Below are 18,879 nucleotides of genomic sequence, written 5' to 3' on the forward strand. Positions count from 1 at the left end.
GCTTGCTCGGTTCAAGAAGCGGCTGGCAAGACTTGTCGGCAAGATAGCGAATAAAAAGGTGGATCAGGTGCAACGCGATTATCGGGCATTGGCGGACAGCGGGCTTTTCGATCCCGAATATTATCTGCGGGAAAATTCCGACGTCGCGAAGCTGGGCATCGATCCGCTCCAGCACTTCATCGACTGCGGTTGGTCCGAGAGCCGAAATCCCAATTCGCTGTTCGATACCCAATGGTACCTCGATGAATATCCCGATGTGGCCCAGTCGGGGATCAACCCCTTGCTGCATTACCATCGTATCGGCGGCTTCATCGGCCGGAACCCCAGCCTGCGGTTCGACAGCAAATGGTATCTGGATTTCTACCCCGACGTTCGCGAAGTCGGCGTCAATCCACTGTCGCATTACCTGGTCAGCGGCCAGTTTGAATCGCGTCAGGCCAAGTCGGTCGTCGCCGCCGCGGCAGCAGGTGGGCGTGCACAGACGCCGTACGATCATTGGATGGAGGTCAATCGCTTCAGCGCTCGCGACCGCGCCGAGCTTGAGCAGAGGCTGAAAGGCCACAAGGCGCGTCTGCCGAAGATCTCGGTCGTGACGCCGGTGTACGATACCGACCGTCACCTGCTGACCGAGACTGTCGATTCCGTGCTCAACCAGGTCTATCAGAACTGGGAGCTATGCCTCGTCAACGATGCCAGCCCAGCCGCGCATATCGCGCCGCAGCTGGAACGCTTCGCGACCTCCGATCCGCGCATTCGGGTCAGGCACTTGTCGAAGAACGGCGGTATCTCGATCGCGACCAACGAAGCCGTCGAGATGGCGACCGGCGACGTCGTTCTGTTTCTCGATCATGACGACCTGCTGACGGTCGATTGCCTTGCGGAAATCGCGCTCCACTATGCCGAGCATCCCGACGTCGACATGGTCTACAGCGACGACGACAAGATCGATGTGAAGGGCCGTCGATACGCCCCACAGTTCAAGCCAGACTGGTCCCCGGTCCTGCTGCTGTCGTGGATGTACATCGGCCACGTCTTCACCGTGAAGCGGTCGCTGTTTCTCGATGTCGGGGGCTTCCGCGCGGACTTCGACGGATCGCAGGATTACGACTTCGCGCTTCGCGCGGCGGAGCGAGTCCGCGGCGTCGGCCACGTTCCAAAAATCCTCTATCACTGGCGCGCGGTCGAAGGTTCGACCGCGACCGGCGGCGAGGCAAAACCCAGCAGCATGAACCGCGGCCTGCTCGCGGTGCAGGAAGCGATCGACCGCCGCGGGATCAAGGGCGCCAAGGCTTTTTTCCCCGACTGGGCGCAGGAAGCGAATGTCGGCATGTTCGACATCAAGTTCGCCGACCGGGGGCCCACGGTGACGATCATCATTCCGACCAAGGACCAGGTCGGGCTGCTTCGCAATTGCATCGAGTCGATCGGCAAGACGACCTACCGCGATTTTTCGATCCTCGTCGTCGACAATGGCAGCGAAGAGGAAGAGACCGCCGAATATCTCGAAACGCTTTCGGAGAATCCGTCGTGCCGAGTGGTGGCGATCCCGAACGACAAGGCCGGGTTCAGCTTCGCGCGCGTCAACAACAAGGCGGTCGAACAGTGCGACAGCGAGTTCGTGCTGTTTCTCAACAATGACACGCAGGTCATCACCCCCGGCTGGCTCAGCCAGATGATGGGCTATGCCCAGATGCCGGACGTCGGCGCCGTCGGGGCTCGCCTTTATTTCGAGGACGGCACGCTTCAGCATGCCGGGATCGTGCATGGCTATCACGGCGGTCTCGTCGGGCATGCCTTCCGTGGATTGCCGCCGCATAATTGGGGCTATCTCGGCTTCGTGCGGAGCGCTCGCGAATATTCGGCCGTGACCGCTGCGTGCATGCTCACGCCGCGCGCGCTGTTTGAGGAAGTCGGCGGGTTCGACGAGGAGAATTTCGCGGTCGCCTACAACGACGTCGATTATTGCTACCGCCTCGTCCAGCACGGGAAGACCTGCGTCTACTGCCCGACCGCCGAGCTTTGGCACTACGAAGGCAAGTCGCGCGGCTTCAACGACAATCCCATGGAACGCGCGAACTTTCGCCGCCTTTACGGCGAATGGGTCGATCGCTGGTACAACCCTAATCTGTCGCTGGAGAATGAGGAGTTCGAGGTCCGGCCGATCCGGCCCGCGACGATCAGCAAGGATCCCATCCGAATCGGCGCCTTTACGCATAATCTGAACAACGAGGGTGCGCCGACGACGTTGATGGACCTGATCATCGGCATGAAGAAAAAGGGGTTGATCGATCCGGTCATTTTCTCGCCCGCCGATGGTCCGCTGAAGTCGCTTTACGAGGCGGAAGGATGTCGGGTCATCATTCTCGATGGCGCGATGCATGGCGCGAAGGACCGCGACACGCAGACGACGGGCTTCGCCGGGATCGGCATGCTGCTTCGCGCGCTTGAGATCGAGGTCGTCATCGCCAACACGCTGCAAAGCTATTGGGCGGTCGAAGGGTCGCGTTTCGCTCGCATTCCGTCGATCCTTGCGCAGCACGAGAGCGAGCCGTGGGAAACCTATTTCGACGACTTGGCGCCCGACATGCGCGACGCCGCCTACAAGGCGTTTGCGGACGCGTATCGCGTTCTCTACGTCGCCGAGGCGACGCGGCGCTCATGGCTGCCGGTCCAGACCCGTCGCAACTTCGAAGTCGTTCGGCACGGCATCCCGCTCGATCGCCTGAAGGCCGAGACGACTCGGTGGACGCGCGCTGCTGCCCGCAAGAAGCTTGGCGTTCCAGCGGGCGCGTACGTCCTGTCGGTGGTCGGGACGGTCTGTCGGCGAAAAGGTCAGCTCGACCTCGTCAAAGCCTATGCCCGCCTGAGCGAAGAGCGGCGCGCCAGCACCTACGTCTTCATCGCGGGCAAGATCGTTGACCCTGAATATATTGTCGAGTTCAACGAAGTGCTGGACACCCTCGACAATCCGAATTTGGTGCTGACCGACCACATCGACGACCCGTTCCTGTTCTACGCAGCGAGCGATATTTTCGTCTGCACCTCACTCATCGAAAGCGCGCCGAGGGTGATCGTCGAAGCGATGGCGTGCGGCCTTCCCATCGTGACCACTCCGGTGTTCGGAATTCCCGAGCTCGTCGATGAGGGTGTCAACGCGGTCTATTACGAGCCGGGCGACGATCAGGAACTGGCGGAATGGATCGAACGCATGCTGTCGGACGACCAGCTGCGCGGCAAGCTGGCCAAGAACAGCCCCGCCGTGCTCGCCGGGCAGGCCGGGTTTGCCGAGATGGTCGACCAGTATGGAGAGATCGTTCGACAGGCGGTGAACCTGGAGATCGTCGACTAACTCTGCGCCGGGATTGTCTCAGTTAGCGCTCGATAGAAGCGGTCGCGGATCCGACGCCGTTCGGTCACGCTTTGGTCGTCAACGTCCGACGACGACCGCGACTTCTCGCAATCGGCATCGCGACTTTCCCGGGCGTAGACGGCGGCGAGTTCCAGGCCGACCTGGGCACATGCCATCGGCCAAAGTCGTTCGATCGCGTGAAGTACGGTGCCGTCGACCTTGATCGGCTCGGTCGGCCAAGTCGATTGTATCGTCGCCTCGCGCATCGCGTGAAGAACGGCCCCGCGAACCCAGAACATGTTGCCGATCGGGAAAGGCCCGGGATGATAGGGCAGGTTCTCGGTCCACGCGGCGGCGATCTTCTTCGCTTCGGCCCAATTCTCGGTCCAGCCGTTGTTTCGCGGATTGTCGGGGATGACGAGGCCGACGGCTGGATCGTTGAACAGGTCGATCGCCGGCTGCGACAGGACGCTGCGATACATGTTGTCTCGCCACCGCTCGCCGAACCAGTCGCCCGCTTCTGGGCTCTTCTTCGTATGCACATGGCACACGACGTCCGAAGGAGCGCATCGCGACGCCAGTTCGTCGATGAACGGTCCGATGTCACGTCCGCGGTTGGATGGGGTCACGACGATGTCGATATTCTCCATCGAGAAACGCTGACCGATCGTCCTGATCTCGGAAGCTTTCTCCTCGTTGGGAGTGGTGATGACGAACGATGCCGATCGCGCGCCCTTGGCGAATTGTCCGAAGATTTCGGGAAGAACGTCGGGGTAATAAGCGTGCACATGGACGATGGTGGACGCGGGCACGTCCTCGATCCTTCGATCCTGGCACCACACCGACCGGTAATGAGCCATGCGCCCATTTTCGTCACGGCGTGAATGCACGCCGGGCCGCGGGTTGAAGGTCGCAATGCCAAGGCGGAGCGAGCGCTCGATCAAATGCTTGGTCTCGACCATCTCGCGCTCGTCATTGAAGCGGTTGAAGCGGGTCTTGAGCGCGGGACCGGTGTAATCCGGATCGACCGTTTCGTTCGGCTCGATCGGCAAATCGCGGAGCGCTTCCGCAGCCTTGAAGACCTCGGCGGCATAATTGCCGTAGGTGCGCACCGATCCAACCGAGTGCTCCGGACGCTGCCGCTTTTTCCAAGGCCATTTCGCTGCTTGCGAGGCCGTCGTTCGTTCGATCGCGTCGACGATCTGCTCGACCGATCCATAGTCGGCTTCGATGAGGTCAATTTCGCCAAGCCGCGCCAGGTCGCCGAGCCCGGTCGCGCCAGCGAACGCGACCACCGGCGTTGCACGCAACGCCGCATCGAGCGCGACGTTCGGGAGGGGGTCGAGACGCGACGGCACGACGAAAACGTCGGCCGCGTCCATGAGCACCTCATACGCGGGCCCGGCAGGCACGAAGTGAACGACGTCGGTTCCGAATTGACACGCGGCCTCCTTGATGTGGACGTGCAGCCAGATACCGAAGCCGCGATCGTGTTCGTTGACCTGTTGCCCCACCCAAACGCAGACATGGCGACGGCGTCTGCGGCGAAGATCGGTGGCGACTTGCAGAAAGGTGTCGACCCCCTTGCGCATCTGAACCGCCCCGGCGGCAAGCACCAACGGGTCATCGCCAAGGTCGATGTTGAGCGATTTTTCGACCAGGGAACGGGCCTCGGCGCGGCTCCACTTTCGTTCGGAGCCAGCGCTCGGCGGCTGCGGAAGGACGATCGACCGCTGCGGCGGCCGGCCGACTTCCTGGATCAGCGTCGCCCATGATGTCCTCAGGCGCTCCGACGAGAAGACCAGCAGGTCGCAGTAATTGACGATGCTTCGTTCGAACTGGAAAAAATCTTCGCGGAACTCATGGACGAGGCAGACGATCTGCACGTCGCATTCGGCGATTGTCCGGATCAGTGGCTCGCAGGCGACGCTAGAAAAAACGGCGCGTGTGATTCCAAACCGCGCATTGAGGCTTTCATAAATGAAGAGCGCCTCCTGCATATTCGTCCCGGCGTGCACGGTGATCGGGAAGCGATATTGGGCGATATCGAGCAGCGGGCCGTCGTTCAGCAAAAAGAAGATCACGTTGAACTGCGACGACAGTTCCTGCGCCAGGTCGAGACCGACCTTGGGGGCGCCCGTTTGTGAGCCTTCGTGGATGCCCACGAGGATGAACGGAAGGCCGGGGGTCACGACGCGGTCGTTGAAGATGATCGAATCAAGCACGTCGAGGTTCGACCGACGGCCTTCTGCGCGGCCATGGCGCATGTAGTGGATAAGCGGCGGGATCGGAAAGTCGCGCAGGTCGGGATTGAACCGGATGTAGGCGGCCGCGGAGAAGAAGTCCTCGTCTGCTTCGCCTTTTCGCAGCGCATCGATCAGGCCGCGAAGATAGTCGGGATGGTCGGGGCCGTGCCCTGGAAACGGGACGAGGCCCTCCGCGATTGCCTGCTGGTCCAACCCTTCAGCCATCAGAAAGCTGGCGAAGGTGCCGTGGCGGCCTTCCGCCTGGCCGTACTGAATGAAGTGCGCGAACTTGCACTCCGCCTTGGCAAGGTCGGGATAGGTGTGAGCGTAGAAAGCAGGGTCGAAGAACGGGCCCGGGCTCAGACCCTCGGCTTCGCCCTGATCGACATAGTCTCGAGCGAGAGCCGCCCTGTCGAGGCTCTTTGAAAACCCGCGAAGCCCCGCATAATATGTCGGATCGAACCGCTCGGATTGCTCGACAATATCGTAAAGCGACACCTCGTCGGATGCGGTGACCGCATCCGAACCTTCGCCATCCTGCACAGCGGTCATCATAATCTTTCGAAGAATTCGAGCTTCGCCAATCGCCGCGCCCGCGGCTTTGCTTAAAATGGCGGGCCGCTTTAAGTCAATTCGGAGAAATTAACGTAAAGCGTCGCATTAATGGTGGCAACTCAATCGGCTATGGATGCGGAAAACCCAATGCGGCGGCGTCTGCACTTCAGGAAAACTCAGTGACGGATCGTCTGCGCATACTCGTCATCGGCGGCGGCTTTATTGGCAAGGCGGTCGTTCGACGACTGATCGCCGATGGGCATCAGGTCTCGGTCATCACCCGCGCGCCGCGCCCGTCGTCGATCGCCGGAGTGGATTGGCGGCACGGGGACATCGTCAGCGCGTGCAGTCCGGACACGCTGTCCGACGTCGATGCCATCTTCTGTTGTCATGGAACGATCGCGCCCGCCACGAAGCTTGCGAGCGTCGCGGACGCCTTGAGGAGCGAGACGCTTCCGATGGTCGATCTCGCAGAACTGGCGGCCAAGAAGGGGGTTCGGCGGCTCGTATTCGTGTCATCCGGTGGCACCGTCTACGGAGCCGCGAGCGAGGTTCCGACGTCGGAAGATTGCCGACCGGCGCCGATCAATACCTACGGAATGACGAAGGTGCAGACCGAATATGCGCTGCTCGACGTCGCGCGCCAGACCGACCTCGGGACGACGATCTTGCGCGTTTCCAATCCCTTCGGGTTCGATCAGGTGGGGACGTCGCGCAACGGCTTCGTCGCCGCCGCAATCTCGGCCGCGCTGTCAGGCGAATCGTTGGCTCTCTGGGGTGATGGCTCGGTCGTCCGGGACTTCGTGGCCGTCGATGATGTTGCCGGTGCGGCCGCGCGCGCGCTAACCGATCGGGGCGAGGAGTCTCGCGTTCTCAATGTCGGATCGGGAGTGGGGACCTCCCTGCAAGAGGTCTGCGACATTGTCGAAGCGGTGGTGAAGCGTCCGCTCCGCATTGCCTTCGAGCAGGGTCGCCCGGTCGACGTCCCGATCAATGTCCTCGATATCGGGCGCGCTGCCGAGCAACTCGGCTGGCGACCACGAATTGGCCTTAGGCAGGGGATCGAGGAAATCGTCGCCAGATTGGCCTGAAAGGTTGCCTTGATCACCTCGGGACGGCACGGCGGTCCCGACAACAGATCGGGGCCAAGCGATGCATCACACTGCGGCAAAGATCGGCGGCCTTGTGCTCAAGGCATATTGCCCGACCGCCGATGGCGACATTCTGGAGATCGGTTCGCTCGATGTGAACGGGTCCCTCAGAGCAGCCGCGCCGCCATACCGCTCCTACACCGGTATCGATTTCGAGCAGGGGCCGGGCGTGGATATCGTCGTTCAGCCGGGCGAGGAATGGCCGGTCGAGGATGCAAGCTTCGACTTCGTCATGGCATCCTCGGTCTTCGAGCATGACCCGGCATTTTGGCAGACCTTCAATCGAATGGCGCGCAAGGCGCGACCGGGCGGGTTCCTCTATGTCAGCGCACCGTCGAACGGGACGATCCATCGCTATCCGCAGGACTGCTGGCGGTTTTATCCCGACGCTGCGCCTGCCCTCGTCGACTGGGCGGCCGAAAACGGCCTGCAACTGACGCTGGTCGAAAGCTTCGTTGCCGAACGCGAGCATGACATCTGGAACGACTTTTGCGCGGTGTTCCGCCGGGAGCCGACTGACGAGCCACTTCCCGAGAAGCTCGTCTTCGAGGATCATGACTGCGTCAACGTCAGGACGTGGAAGTCGCCCGATCTGATCCGCCCCCGCGACGCGAGCCAGGACATGGTGCTGCTGAGCGGGCAGGCGGCGGAGATCAAGCGGCTGAACGAGCACATCGCCGATCTCGGAAAGGCGATCTCGGACTCGCAGCAGGCGGCGAGGGATTCGAGCGCAGCGGTGCAAGCGGCGGTGGAACAGGAACTGGCGGATGCCTCGCGCCAGAAAACGGCATTCGATTCGTTGGAAGCCGCCTTGCGGGAATCGGTCGCGTCACTCTCGATGCAACTCGACGAGACCAAGCAGCGTCTGGCGGCAACGCGTTCCGAGGTGGAGACCCTGAATGCGGAGGGCGCTCAGACGACGGCGAAGCTCGCCAGCGCGCAGGAAGAGGTAGAGTCAAGTCGGAAGCTGTTGGACGAGGCGGAGGCCAGGGAGCGCGTCCATCAGGAAGCGATCGCGCAACTTCAGGAGCAGATTTTCGATGCTCAGCGCCTATCAGCCGAGGCCCAGGCGCACGCCGCGGCGCTTCGGGAGCAATTCGACAGCGAGGCCCAACGATTGCGGTCGAATGCGCTTGATCGTGAAGAGGCGGAACAGGCGTTGCGCACCGCCGCTGCGAGCGTTCGCGAGGCGGAACAGGATGCCGAAACGGCGAGGCTCGATCTTGCCAAATGCCGGGACGAGTGCAATCGACTGAGGACGATGATCAACGTTGCTCCGGCCTCTGGCGACGAACTGCCGGCCATGAAATCCGCTCTGCAAGCCCTCGATAAGGAAAATGCCGCCGCCGACGCGCGCGCCGCCCGGGCCGAAGCGCGACTGGAAACCTGCTACGCTGAGCTGGCGCAGCTGGCCAACACGGTGCTGAAGGCCGAAGGGCGTGTCGCACTTGGCGACGAGACGATCCGCTGGCTCTCGGAAGTCTATCGGTCGAAAAACACCAAGCGCTCCTGGTACTGGTCGCTTATGCCCGAGGGATGGCGCAAGAAGCGGGAGTTTGCGGAGCTGAAGCGCAAAGGGCTCTTCGATGCGACCGCGTACGAGACCCAATACCCCGATGTGAAGGCGGCCGGGTTGGACCCGCTCTACCACTACATGTTCCACGGAATGCACGAGAAGCTGGAAGGCCGTCGATGATCGCAGGCGCCGAGCTCGGCGAACGCGTGACGGATGCCGAGATCGAAAAGCTGCTGACGAGCGGCAGATTCGATCCATTCTGGTATGACGAGCAGTATCCCGACGTGCGCCGAAGCGGCCTGTGTCCTGCCAGTCATTATCTGCTCATTGGCCGTCGCCTGGGCCGTCTTGGGAAAAAGCCGGCACCCGATCTGGCGTTCCCTACCGACGACGCCGTCGCATGACGCCATGCCGCCGCGCACCGTATAATCCGGTTGTCGTTACGGGTCCCGCAGAGTAAGGGCGTCGGCAGCCTCATCCCATTGTCTTCAGGCGGTTTATCACCGCCCTTCGCGCCGACCTCTCGACAGTGTGTTGCGCCAGCCCTTATAGGAAACCCATGAACGCGCCTCCGACGGACCAGGAAATTCTCCGCGCCCCTACTCGCAAGGCGTCGCGCCTGAAGTTTCTAGGGCGGCACCGCTGGTTCGTGGTTTTCGTCGGGCTGCCGACGTTGCTCGCCATTCTCTATTACGGCCTGATCGCTTCGGACGTGTACATTTCCCAGTCGCGGTTCGTCATCAAGACACCGGGGCAAAAGGGCATGCAGACGACGACGCTGGCAAGCCTGATCCAGACGACCGGCTTTTCGAGCGGCAAGGATCAGACCCAGGAAGTCATCGAATATATTCAGTCGCGCGACGCGCTGAAGGCGCTCGAAGGACGCGTGAATGTCCGCCAGCGCTACTCGCAGCGCGATGCTGACTTCCTCAGCCGCTTCCCGGAGATTTTCCGCGATACCTCGTTCGAAAATCTCTATCGCTACTACGGCAAGAAGGTGAATGCGGAGATTGACGCCGAGAGCGGCATGGCCGTGCTCGAAGTGCGCGCCTTCCGACCTGAGGATGCCTTCCTCATCAACGCGCAATTGCTCGACCTCAGCGAAACGCTCATCAACCGCCTGAACCAGCGCGCCGAAGGCCGCGCCATCGCCGAGGCGGAGCGCCGCGTGACCATCGCGGAGGACCGTGTCCGCAATGCGCGCAGCCAGATGGCCGAATTCCGCGACCGTCAGGAAATCGTCGATCCGGCGAAGCAGGCCACCGCCGCGCTCGAAATTTCGAACGAACTGATTGCCGAGCAGGCGGCGCTTCGCTCGCAGCTGTCGCTCATCAGCCGCGCGGCGCCGCGTCATCCCGCGATCCCCGCCTTGCGGAGCCGCATCTCGGCGATCGGCCAGCAGATCGATGCACAATCGGGTCGGGCCGTCGGCGGTACCAACAACATCGCGTCAAAGCTGAGCCGCTTCCAGCAGCTCGAGCTTGAGCAGGAGTTCGGGACTCAGACCCTGACCGCCGCGACGGCGAGCCTGGAGCAGGCACGTACCGAGGCGCAGAAGCAGCAATTCTACCTTGAGCGGGTGGTCGAGCCGAATAAGCCTGATCTTCCCCTGCTGCCGAACCGCCTGCGCTCGATCCTCGTGATCTTCGCCGCTTCGATGTGCCTCTACTTCATCGGCTGGATGCTGGTGGTCGGCATTCTCGAGCACTCGCCCGAAGACTAGGATGTTTGCTCGACTTCAAACGGGATTGCGCATCCAGCGCCGGGTCATCGGCGCCCTGATGATCCGCGAGCTCGTCACGCGCTACGGACGCGAGAACATCGGCTTCCTGTGGATCATGGTCGAGCCACTGCTGTTCGCGGTCCTCGTCGGCGTCATGTGGCGCGCGATGAAGGGGCCCGAAGATCACGGCGTCAGCGTCATCGCCTTCGTGGCGAGCGGATACATTCCCATCACCCTGTTCCGCCACGCGGTCAGTCGGTCGGTGCGGGTGTTCACGGTCAACAGCAGCCTGATGTACCACCGCCAGATAAAGGTGCTGGACTTCATCACGGTCCGGTTCCTGGTCGAGTTGATCGGCGCGATGATGGCCTATTTCTTCATCGTCCTGATCCTCATGCAGATCGGCGAATTCCCCGTTCCCGACGACCTCGGGAAGCTCTTGGCGGGGTGGTTTCTCTACGCCTTCTTCTGCTTTTCGCTCTGCCTGATCCTCGCGCCACTGTCGGAGAAATCGGACGTTCTCGAGAAGATCATTCCCGTGTCGACCTACATCATGATTCCGTTCTCGGGCACGTTCAACATGAACGCCTGGCTGACGCCCGAGGCGCAGGCGGTGATGTGGTATTCGCCGTTCGTCCACGCGATGGAGATGATGCGCGAAGGGATCTTCGGGCAAAGCGTCAATGCAATGTACGACTGGCAGATGCCCTTCTGGACCTCGGTGGTTTGCGCATTGATCGGGCTCGCGATGTGTCGCCGCGTCCGCCGTCATCTGGTGGTCGAATGATCACCTGCGAGGATTTGAACAAATCCTACCCGATGGGCCGCGGTCGCAAACATGTTCTCAAAGGGTTGAACCTCTCGGTCAGCCCTGGGGAGAAGGTCGGCTTGCTCGGGCGTAACGGGGCCGGCAAGACCACGCTGATCAAGCTCATCGGTGGGGTTGAACTGCCGACTTCGGGGAAGATCACCCGCCGAATGTCGGTCAGCTGGCCGCTGGGCTTTGGCGGCGGCTTTCAGGGGAGCCTGACGGGCTACGACAATGCCCGCTTCATCTCGCGCATCTACGGACACGATTATTCGACGATCAAGGATTACGTCGAGGACTTCTCCGAGCTCGGAAAACAGCTCCAGATGCCGGTGAAAACCTATTCGTCGGGCATGCGCGCGCGTCTTGCGTTCGCACTATCGCTGGTGATCGAATTCGACTGCTATCTGATCGACGAAGTCATCCTGGTTGGCGACCAGAGCTTCCACCGGAAGTGCCATTACGAATTGTTCGAAAAGCGGGCCGATCGCACGCTGATTTTGGCGTCGCACAGTGCCGAATTAATCCGCGAATTCTGCGATCGTGCGATGGTGTTGCACGACGGCAAGGGCACGACCTATGGCGACGTGAACGAAGCGCTGGAAATCTACGACAAGCTTTAAGCGCGACGCGGACTCATCGCGTATTTCAGTCGATCCACAGTCAACTTCAAGCGTCGGCGCGGCGCATCGGGACCCGACTTCAATTGGCGCATCAGGATGCCGAAATCGCGCATCGCGGTTCCGGGCCCGTCCAACCCTTCATAGAGTTGCCAAAATCGATCTGCCCCGATCAGGGGGATGAGGTTGAAAATGCCGTGAAAGCCGAAAGTCGGCCCTGCCGGCTGCCCTCGCTCAAACGAAAAACGCTCGGCAAGTTCGCGCGTCGCGAAGCGAATGCCATGCTCTCGCTCCAGTAGGTCCCGATTGGCCCGCCCGATTGCAATGTCCTCTGCCATGCCGCCTTCGAAGCGTGGGTCGAGGCAGGCCGCCATCAGTCGGCGGCTTCGCAATGAGAACCCGCCATTGCCGACGTCGTGGCCATCGTCGAATTGCGGCCATGGGGCGCCGACATAGTCGACATCTGAAAATGCGGCATCCCATGCTTCCGCATTGATGACAAAACCGTCCCACTGGGTGATCAGGCAGTGGTCGGTGCGAACGTGATGAACCAGATCGCGCAGGATGAAATCGGAATAGGCTTGCGACGACGCGATCGCCGGAATGCGGACGACGCGGAACGCCTCGGCAGTCGCGTCGACCTCGGCCTCGGTGAAGAGGACCGCATCGCCGACATCGACGTGGCGCAGTGACTCTCGTATCGCCGCGACCGTCGGCTGCACATGGATCGACGTCGCCGCACATAGCGTCACCGAGGGTAGCGAGAGCTTCGTCACGAGGCCGCGACCCGATGGTCGGTCAAGCGATGCCGCGCTCGACCAGGATCCGCTCGATCGCGCCGACATCGCTTGGATTGTTCAGTTCGATCGAATCCCACCCCAGCGGGTCCATCTGCATGACCGAGACAGGCAATCCGATGTCGAGAAAACGGAGCTGCTCGAGCCCTTCGACTTCTTCGAGCGTCGAGGGGGTCGCGGCGAGATAGTCAACGAGGGCGTGCGGTCGATAGGCGTACATGCCGAGGTGGAGAAACACCGGGATCGCGTCCACGCTCGCTGCCCTGTCCGGGAGATAGGGGATCATTCGCTTCGAAAAATAGAGTGCGCGCGAGGCGCGGTCGAAAACGACGGTCGTGCCACCGACGCGACCGTTGGCGGCATCGTCCTCCAAGTGGCGATAGAGCGTCGGGGAACAACGCACAGCCGGGGTCGCCATGGCTGCGTCCGCCTCGTCCGCGAGCCGCTTGACGAGGTCCTGAACGATCACAGGTGGGGAGAGGGGGGCATCCCCCTGCAAATTGACGATGATGTCGACGTCGAGGTCGAGCGCTGTGATTGCTTCCGCGCACCGCTCGGTTCCGTTCCGGCACGAGGTCGAAGTCATCACGACCTGCCCCCCGAAGCCCTCCACGACCTCCGCGATGCGATCGTCGTCGGTCGCGACCCAGATCCGGTCGGATGCGCCCTCCACTTCGCGGGCGCATTCCCAGCTCCGCTGGATCAGCGGCTTGAGCAGTCCGCTCGCCCCGGCAAGCGGCGCAAGCGGCTTTCCCGGAAAGCGCGAGGATTCGTAACGCGCCGGAATGATGATCGCGAAGCTGGGCGACGGCATCGTGGCTTAGCTTAGGCCGATCCGCAGGAAGTCATGGATGTGGACGAAGCCGATAGGAACGTTGGCATTCACGCTCGCGCGCCGGTCCATGACGAACGCGCCGGTGATCTTGTTCTGATTCAGGAGGTGCAACGCGTCCTCGGCAATTGTGTCGTTGCACAAGGTGATCGGGTCGGCGGTCATCACTTCCGCGGCCTTGGCAGTGGCCAGATCGTCGAAGTGCCGGCGAATGTCGCCATCGGTGATCACGCCGACGAGCCGGCCGGCCATGTCCACGACCCCCGCCATCCCAAAGCCGGTCGAGGTCATCGTCAGGATGACGTCGCGCATCGAGGTAGCCTGATCGACTAGGGGCATCCGCGCCGGACCGTGCATCACTTCCCGGACCGGAGTCATCCGAAGACCAAGCGACCCGCCTGGATGAAGGACTTTCATCCGGTCGAGCGAGAAACCGCGAGAATCCATGAGGGCGAGCGCCATGGCATCGCCAAGCGCCAACTGCATCGTCGTCGATGTCGTTGGGGCGATGTTGACCGTGCAGGCCTCGCGCGCTTCGGGATAGAGAAGGCGAACGTCCGCATTCTGCATCACCAGCGATTCCATGCGCGAGGCCACGCCGATGATCTTGACGCCAATGCTGACCGCGTAGCTGAGGAAAGCACGCAATTCGCTGGTGTTGCCGCTGTTGGAGATGACGATCAGCACGTCGCCGGGAATAAGCATCCCCAGGTCGCCATGTGCTGCTTCGGCGGGGTGAACGTAGATGGCGGGGGTGCCCGTCGCGGCCATGGTTGCGGCCCATTTGCGACCGATATGCCCCGACTTGCCCATACCGGTGACAACCACGCGGCCGGTGCTGGACAGGATGGTATTGCAGGCATCAACGAAGGTTCCGTCGAGCGACTGCGCGAGCGCCTGCAGCGCCTCGGCCTCGACCGCGATTACTTCCGCCCCACGGCGCAACATCATCTCGTTCAGCGGTGGTCGCCGAACACTTGCTTGAACCGTCATCGCTATCCCTTGCCAATCTGACCGACGCACGGCACGGCGCGTTCACGCTCGTCAGGACAAGCGCCTCCCTTACACGCAACAGCGCCTACGCAAAACAGCCTTTGCGACTGTTGGATCCCTACGGGATGCGAATTGCTGACCAAGCATGAGGATTGAAGTTCATTATCCCATTAGAACCATTGTTGATCGAAACTGGATATTAACGGCAACCGTGAAGACTTGCTTCATGCTCCCGAGAGACTTTGGCATTTCATCGAGACCTTACGCTTTAGGCTGACCTGGCCGAGCCAGACTGAGGTCTGTCGCGTTTTTTCGGACACTATTGCAAATGGGCAACGATCCGGCACAAAAACAAATCCGGCCGTGGAACCAGATCCCTTTCCCTTCGTCTGGAACGTCGTCAGATGCTCGCCTCGAAACGGGGGTGGCAGAAGTGAATTTGGCATTGCGCGGTGCAAAATCGTCACCTGTGCGAAACGAGTGCACTTTCGAGCAACACGATTGGATGCTATCGAGTGGCGGAGCACGGTTTTTGTCCGCGTTTAAATATTGGGTGGCCTCAGGGAGGTCACCAGGGTTTTGAGAAAGGGGAGTATTATGAAGCGTATTGCTTATAGCGCTCTGACGACCCTCGTTTTGCTGACTGCTCAGCAAGCGAGTGCGCAGGGAATTCAGTTCAACGGCGTCCGCGCCGAAGGACACATTGGTGGTGACCGGTTCTATTCGGAAGGCAACAATGACACGCACCTCGGTTGGGGTGGCGCAGTCGGTGTCGATCTTCGTGCCGGCAACCTCGTGTTCGGCCCGGAAGGCACCTTCTGGAACGCACGTGGCGAGAACATCACGCGCGACGGCGCCGGCGTTGCCGAGCGTAAGTCGTTCGAAGAGTGGGGCGTTGGCGCCCGCGCCGGCGTTCTGCTGTCGGAATCGACCCTGCTGTACGGTAAGGGCATGTTCGTCGTTAATGAACAGCGCAAGCGGTTCATCGCCGACAACCCCCTGGGCAGCTACTACAACCACTACCGCACCCGCGGTTGGCAGGTCGGTGCCGGCATCGAGCAGTCGCTTAGCCCGAACTTCTTCGTGAAGGCTGAAGGCCGCTACTCGAACTACCGCACGAACTCGTCGCGTCTGACGGCCCTCGTCGGCCTGGGCGTCCGCTTCGGTGCAGCGACTGCGGCCCCGCCGCCGCCGCCCCCGCCGCCGCCGCCCCCGCCGCCGCCTGCTACGCAGACGTGCCCGGACGGTTCGGTGATCCTGGCGACCGACGTGTGCCCGGCTCCGCCGCCGCCGCCGCCGCCGCCGCCGCCGCCGCCCGCTCCTGAGCGCGGCTAAGGTAGCTGAGATAGGGTCGGCTGGGTTCTGAGGAACTCAGCGGATCTTCGGGAAGGGCTCGCCGGCAACGGCGGGCCCTTTTCTGTGTCTGTTCGCTATGATCCGCCGCAAGCGGAAGGGCGCAGTGACCGATCTGGTCCGGGCCGAGAGACCAGCGTTAACGGAAGTCGCCGCTTGTCCGCGGCTGGCCTAGAACCGCACACTTGCCCCGGCATAGACTTCCACCCGGGGAGCAGGGCCACTGAGCCCAAAATTGGCGCCGAGATCGACTTGCAGTGTTCGGCTGAGGGCCAAGGCCAAGGCTGCATCGGCCGAGGCGGCGGTCGTCCTGTCCGCCGGAACGAAATTGGTGGCGGCCCAAAGCTCTCCGACGACCGTCAGGCGCGGCGAAAGCGGACGCGACACATTGACCAGATTGACCAGTTGAAGATGATGTCCGGCGCCGTCGCCGTCGGCCAGAATGTCGACCTCTGGGCCGAAGACGATCGAATAAGGCGTGTCGGTCGACACCAGGATCGGGACGGCCACGCCACCTTCGACCTCGTCGTTGCCAATGCCACGCTTGGCGGTCGGCAGTTTGACGAACGGGATCAGCCCCACCTGAATTCTTGAATCGCTCGGAGTCAGCCGATGCTTGTAGCGGACGGTCACGTCGCCAAACCCCAACGCTCGTTCGATGGTGCCAGACACCTCCGTCCTGATGCCGACAAGCGGAACGACGCCAATCTGGAGGTCCGATCGGCTGGTGAGGCCCAACTTGATCGTTGTGCCGCCAAATGTTGTTGCCGTCGTCCGCGTGCTTCCCGTTTCGGTGAGCGACCACGACGTAATGCCTGTCTCAAGCTGAAGCGCGCCCGGCGGAACCGTGCAGGTGGCATTGGCCTTGGCGGGTCGGTCGGTGCAGATCGGCGCTTCGTCGACCGTTTGGCCGCTCACGGCTGCGGGCATGACGAGGGCGATCGCCGATAATGCCAGATGGATCTTCTGCATGTCAGATCTCCAGCTGGCTGCCAAGTTCGACGACCCGGTTCGTCGGCAGGCGGAAGAATTCCATCGCATTCTCGCTGTTCTTGGTCATCCACGCGAACAATTGCTCGCGCCACAGCGCCATGCCGGGCCGCTTCGATGCGATCAGTTTCTGGCGACCGAGGAAGAAGCTGGTCGTCATCATGTGGAAGGGCGCGCCGCACGCCTCGACGAGGGCGAGGTCGCCGGGCACGTCGGTATCGTCCATGAAGCCGTAGCGCAGGATGACCCGGTAGACGCCTTCGCCCGCGGCGCTGATCGTCGACCGTTCGTGGGGCGCCACGTGCGGCACTTCGTCGATCAGTACGGTCAGGATGACGACGCGTTCATGCAGCACCTGGTTGTGCTTGATGTTGTGCAGCAGCGCGGACGGGATGGTGTCGGCGGACGAAGCCATAAACACCGAAGTCCCACGCACCCGGTGCAGCGATGCGGCGGTCGACTTGATGAACACCGACAGTGGCATCGCTTCTTCGGCCAGACGCTCGCGCAACAGGCGTCGTCCCTTCGCCCATGTGGTCAGCACGACGAAGATGACGGCCGCGACGAGCAGCGGAAACCAGCCGCCGTCGCCGAACTTGGTCAGGTTCGAAGCCAAATAGGCGCTGTCGATCAACAGGAACGCGCCGATGACGATGCCGGCCAAGATCGGATTCCATTTCCAGACGCGGAACAGCACGACGGCCAGCATGCAGGTCGTGATGAACATCGTGCCGGTGACCGCGATACCGTATGCCGATGCCAGCTTCGTCGATTCGCCGAAGCCCACGACCAGCAGCACGACCATGGCGAGCAGTGTCCAATTGACTATCGGGATGTAGATCTGGCCCGCGGCCTTGGCGCTGGTGTGCCGGATCGACAGGCGCGGCAGGAAGCCTAGCTGAACCGCCTGCCGGGTGACGGAAAAAGCGCCCGAGATAACTGCCTGGCTGGCAATGATCGTGGCCAGCGTGGCAATGCCGACCAAGGGCAGGCGAGCCCATTCCGGCGCCATGTAGAAGAATGGATTTTGAACCGCCTCGGGATTGGTCAGCAGCAAGGCGCCCTGACCGAAGTAGCAAAGCATCAGGCAGGGGTAGACCAGGGTCAGCCAGCTCAGCCCGATCGCCTTTCGCCCGAAATGACCCATGTCGGCGTAAAGCGTCTCCGCGCCGGTGACGGCTAGGACGACCGAGCCCAAGGCGAGGAATGCCTTGGTGGGATCGATCGCGAAGAAGTTCACCGCCCAATAGGGATTGAGCGCGCCGAAAATCTGCGGATACGCCGCGATGTTGGTCACGCCCAGAACGGCCAGCGTTGCGAAATAGACAAGGATGATCGGTCCGAAGAGCAGGCCGACCTTGGCAGTGCCGCGCGCCTGGATGAAGAAGAGGCCGACGAGGATGCCGATCGATATCGGCAGGATCAGCGGAGCAAGGCGGGCCTCGGCGACGGTCAGCCCCTCGACCGCGGATAGCACCGAGATCGCGGGCGTGATGATCGCGTCGCCGTAGAAAAGCGCAGTGGCGAGGACGCCGAGCGTGACAAGCCCCGTGGTCCACTTGCCGCCTTCGACCCGCCGGGAGATCAGCGCGAGCAGGGCGAAAGACCCGCCTTCGCCCTTATTCTCCGCACGCATGGCGACCATCACATATTTGGCGGTGACGACCATCATCAACGTCCAGAAGACGAGCGAAAGCACTCCGAAAACATGCGCCTGGTCAACCGCCAACGGGTGCGGGCCGATGAAGCTTTCCTTCATGGCGTAGAGTGGCGACGTCCCGATGTCGCCGAACACGACGCCGATGGCGCCGAGCATTAGCGCGGGGAGCGATTCCTTGGGCCCATAAGGGGCGGAGCTGTCTTGGCTTGTCATTCCGCCGATGTGGTCGGGGAGCGTGTAAGGATGCCATGTGAACCTCGCGGCGCGGCATAAGGATGTCGGAAAG

14 protein-coding genes are annotated in these 18,879 nt (G+C 62.0%); 8 read left to right on the forward strand and 6 right to left on the reverse strand.

All coding sequences use genetic code 11. From position 1 onward, the window contains the following. Nucleotides 1-58 precede the first annotated feature (58 nt). Nucleotides 59-3,349, forward strand: a complete 3,291-nt coding sequence (locus SH584_RS09705; protein ID WP_324806687.1) for a glycosyltransferase — start codon at nucleotides 59-61, stop codon at nucleotides 3,347-3,349. On the opposite strand, the gene SH584_RS09710 is transcribed toward SH584_RS09705, so the two are convergent. Beyond that, nucleotides 3,346-6,150 carry a rhamnan synthesis F family protein gene (locus SH584_RS09710; RefSeq protein ID WP_324806688.1) on the reverse strand — a complete coding sequence of 935 codons (2,805 nt, stop codon included), beginning with the start codon at nucleotides 6,148-6,150 and terminating at the stop codon, nucleotides 3,346-3,348. The two genes, SH584_RS09705 and SH584_RS09710, sit on opposite strands and share 4 nt — an antisense overlap. A gap of 179 nt (nucleotides 6,151-6,329) precedes the next feature. Between SH584_RS09710 and SH584_RS09715 the strand changes: the two genes are divergently transcribed. From SH584_RS09715 to SH584_RS09740, 6 genes are all read left to right on the forward strand, one after another. Further along, nucleotides 6,330-7,241 (forward strand): NAD-dependent epimerase/dehydratase family protein, encoded by a 912-nt coding sequence (locus SH584_RS09715; RefSeq protein ID WP_324806690.1) that lies wholly within the window; start codon nucleotides 6,330-6,332, stop codon nucleotides 7,239-7,241. A 61-nt stretch (nucleotides 7,242-7,302) separates the two neighbouring features. After that, nucleotides 7,303-8,997: a methyltransferase domain-containing protein gene (locus tag SH584_RS09720; RefSeq protein ID WP_324806693.1), complete on the forward strand. Its 1,695-nt coding sequence runs from the start codon at nucleotides 7,303-7,305 to the stop codon at nucleotides 8,995-8,997. Then, nucleotides 8,994-9,221 (forward strand): hypothetical protein, encoded by a 228-nt coding sequence (locus tag SH584_RS09725; RefSeq protein ID WP_324806695.1) that lies wholly within the window; start codon nucleotides 8,994-8,996, stop codon nucleotides 9,219-9,221. The genes SH584_RS09720 and SH584_RS09725 overlap by 4 nt, the downstream gene beginning before the upstream one ends. A gap of 155 nt (nucleotides 9,222-9,376) precedes the next feature. Continuing rightward, entirely contained in the window at nucleotides 9,377-10,540 is a 1,164-nt protein-coding gene (locus tag SH584_RS09730; protein ID WP_324806697.1) for a KpsE/RkpR family capsule polysaccharide export protein, read from the forward strand. A gap of 58 nt (nucleotides 10,541-10,598) precedes the next feature. Beyond that, nucleotides 10,599-11,327 (forward strand): ABC transporter permease, encoded by a 729-nt coding sequence (locus SH584_RS09735; protein WP_324806699.1) that lies wholly within the window; start codon nucleotides 10,599-10,601, stop codon nucleotides 11,325-11,327. Then, nucleotides 11,324-11,971 (forward strand): ABC transporter ATP-binding protein, encoded by a 648-nt coding sequence (locus SH584_RS09740; protein ID WP_322841393.1) that lies wholly within the window; start codon nucleotides 11,324-11,326, stop codon nucleotides 11,969-11,971. The genes SH584_RS09735 and SH584_RS09740 overlap by 4 nt, the downstream gene beginning before the upstream one ends. On the opposite strand, the gene SH584_RS09745 is transcribed toward SH584_RS09740, so the two are convergent. From SH584_RS09745 to SH584_RS09755, 3 genes are read right to left on the reverse strand one after another with little or no spacing between them, the layout of a single operon-like run. Further along, nucleotides 11,968-12,744 carry a DUF5672 family protein gene (locus SH584_RS09745; protein WP_324806702.1) on the reverse strand — a complete coding sequence of 259 codons (777 nt, stop codon included), beginning with the start codon at nucleotides 12,742-12,744 and terminating at the stop codon, nucleotides 11,968-11,970. The two genes, SH584_RS09740 and SH584_RS09745, sit on opposite strands and share 4 nt — an antisense overlap. 22 nt (nucleotides 12,745-12,766) lie before the next feature. Further along, a complete protein-coding gene (gene kdsB, locus SH584_RS09750) occupies nucleotides 12,767-13,579 on the reverse strand; it encodes a 3-deoxy-manno-octulosonate cytidylyltransferase (RefSeq protein ID WP_324806704.1) in 813 nt (270 codons plus the stop codon). 6 nt (nucleotides 13,580-13,585) lie between these two features. Further along, entirely contained in the window at nucleotides 13,586-14,590 is a 1,005-nt protein-coding gene (locus SH584_RS09755) for a KpsF/GutQ family sugar-phosphate isomerase (protein ID WP_324806706.1), read from the reverse strand. A 597-nt stretch (nucleotides 14,591-15,187) separates the two neighbouring features. Here SH584_RS09755 and SH584_RS09760 point away from each other — a divergent pair. Next, on the forward strand, nucleotides 15,188-15,925 hold the full coding sequence (locus SH584_RS09760; protein WP_324806708.1) for an outer membrane protein: 738 nt from the start codon (nucleotides 15,188-15,190) through the stop codon (nucleotides 15,923-15,925). Between the two features lie 189 nt (nucleotides 15,926-16,114). On the opposite strand, the gene SH584_RS09765 is transcribed toward SH584_RS09760, so the two are convergent. Next, complete coding sequence (locus SH584_RS09765) at nucleotides 16,115-16,915, reverse strand: transporter (protein ID WP_324806709.1); 801 nt, start codon at nucleotides 16,913-16,915, stop codon at nucleotides 16,115-16,117. Between the two features lies 1 nt (nucleotide 16,916). After that, nucleotides 16,917-18,806: a potassium transporter Kup gene (locus tag SH584_RS09770; RefSeq protein WP_324806711.1), complete on the reverse strand. Its 1,890-nt coding sequence runs from the start codon at nucleotides 18,804-18,806 to the stop codon at nucleotides 16,917-16,919. Nucleotides 18,807-18,879: the final 73 nt, after the last annotated feature.

It is taken from the genome of Sphingomonas sp. LY29 (genome assembly GCF_035593985.1).
Taxonomy (GTDB): Bacteria; Pseudomonadota; Alphaproteobacteria; order Sphingomonadales; family Sphingomonadaceae; genus Sphingomicrobium.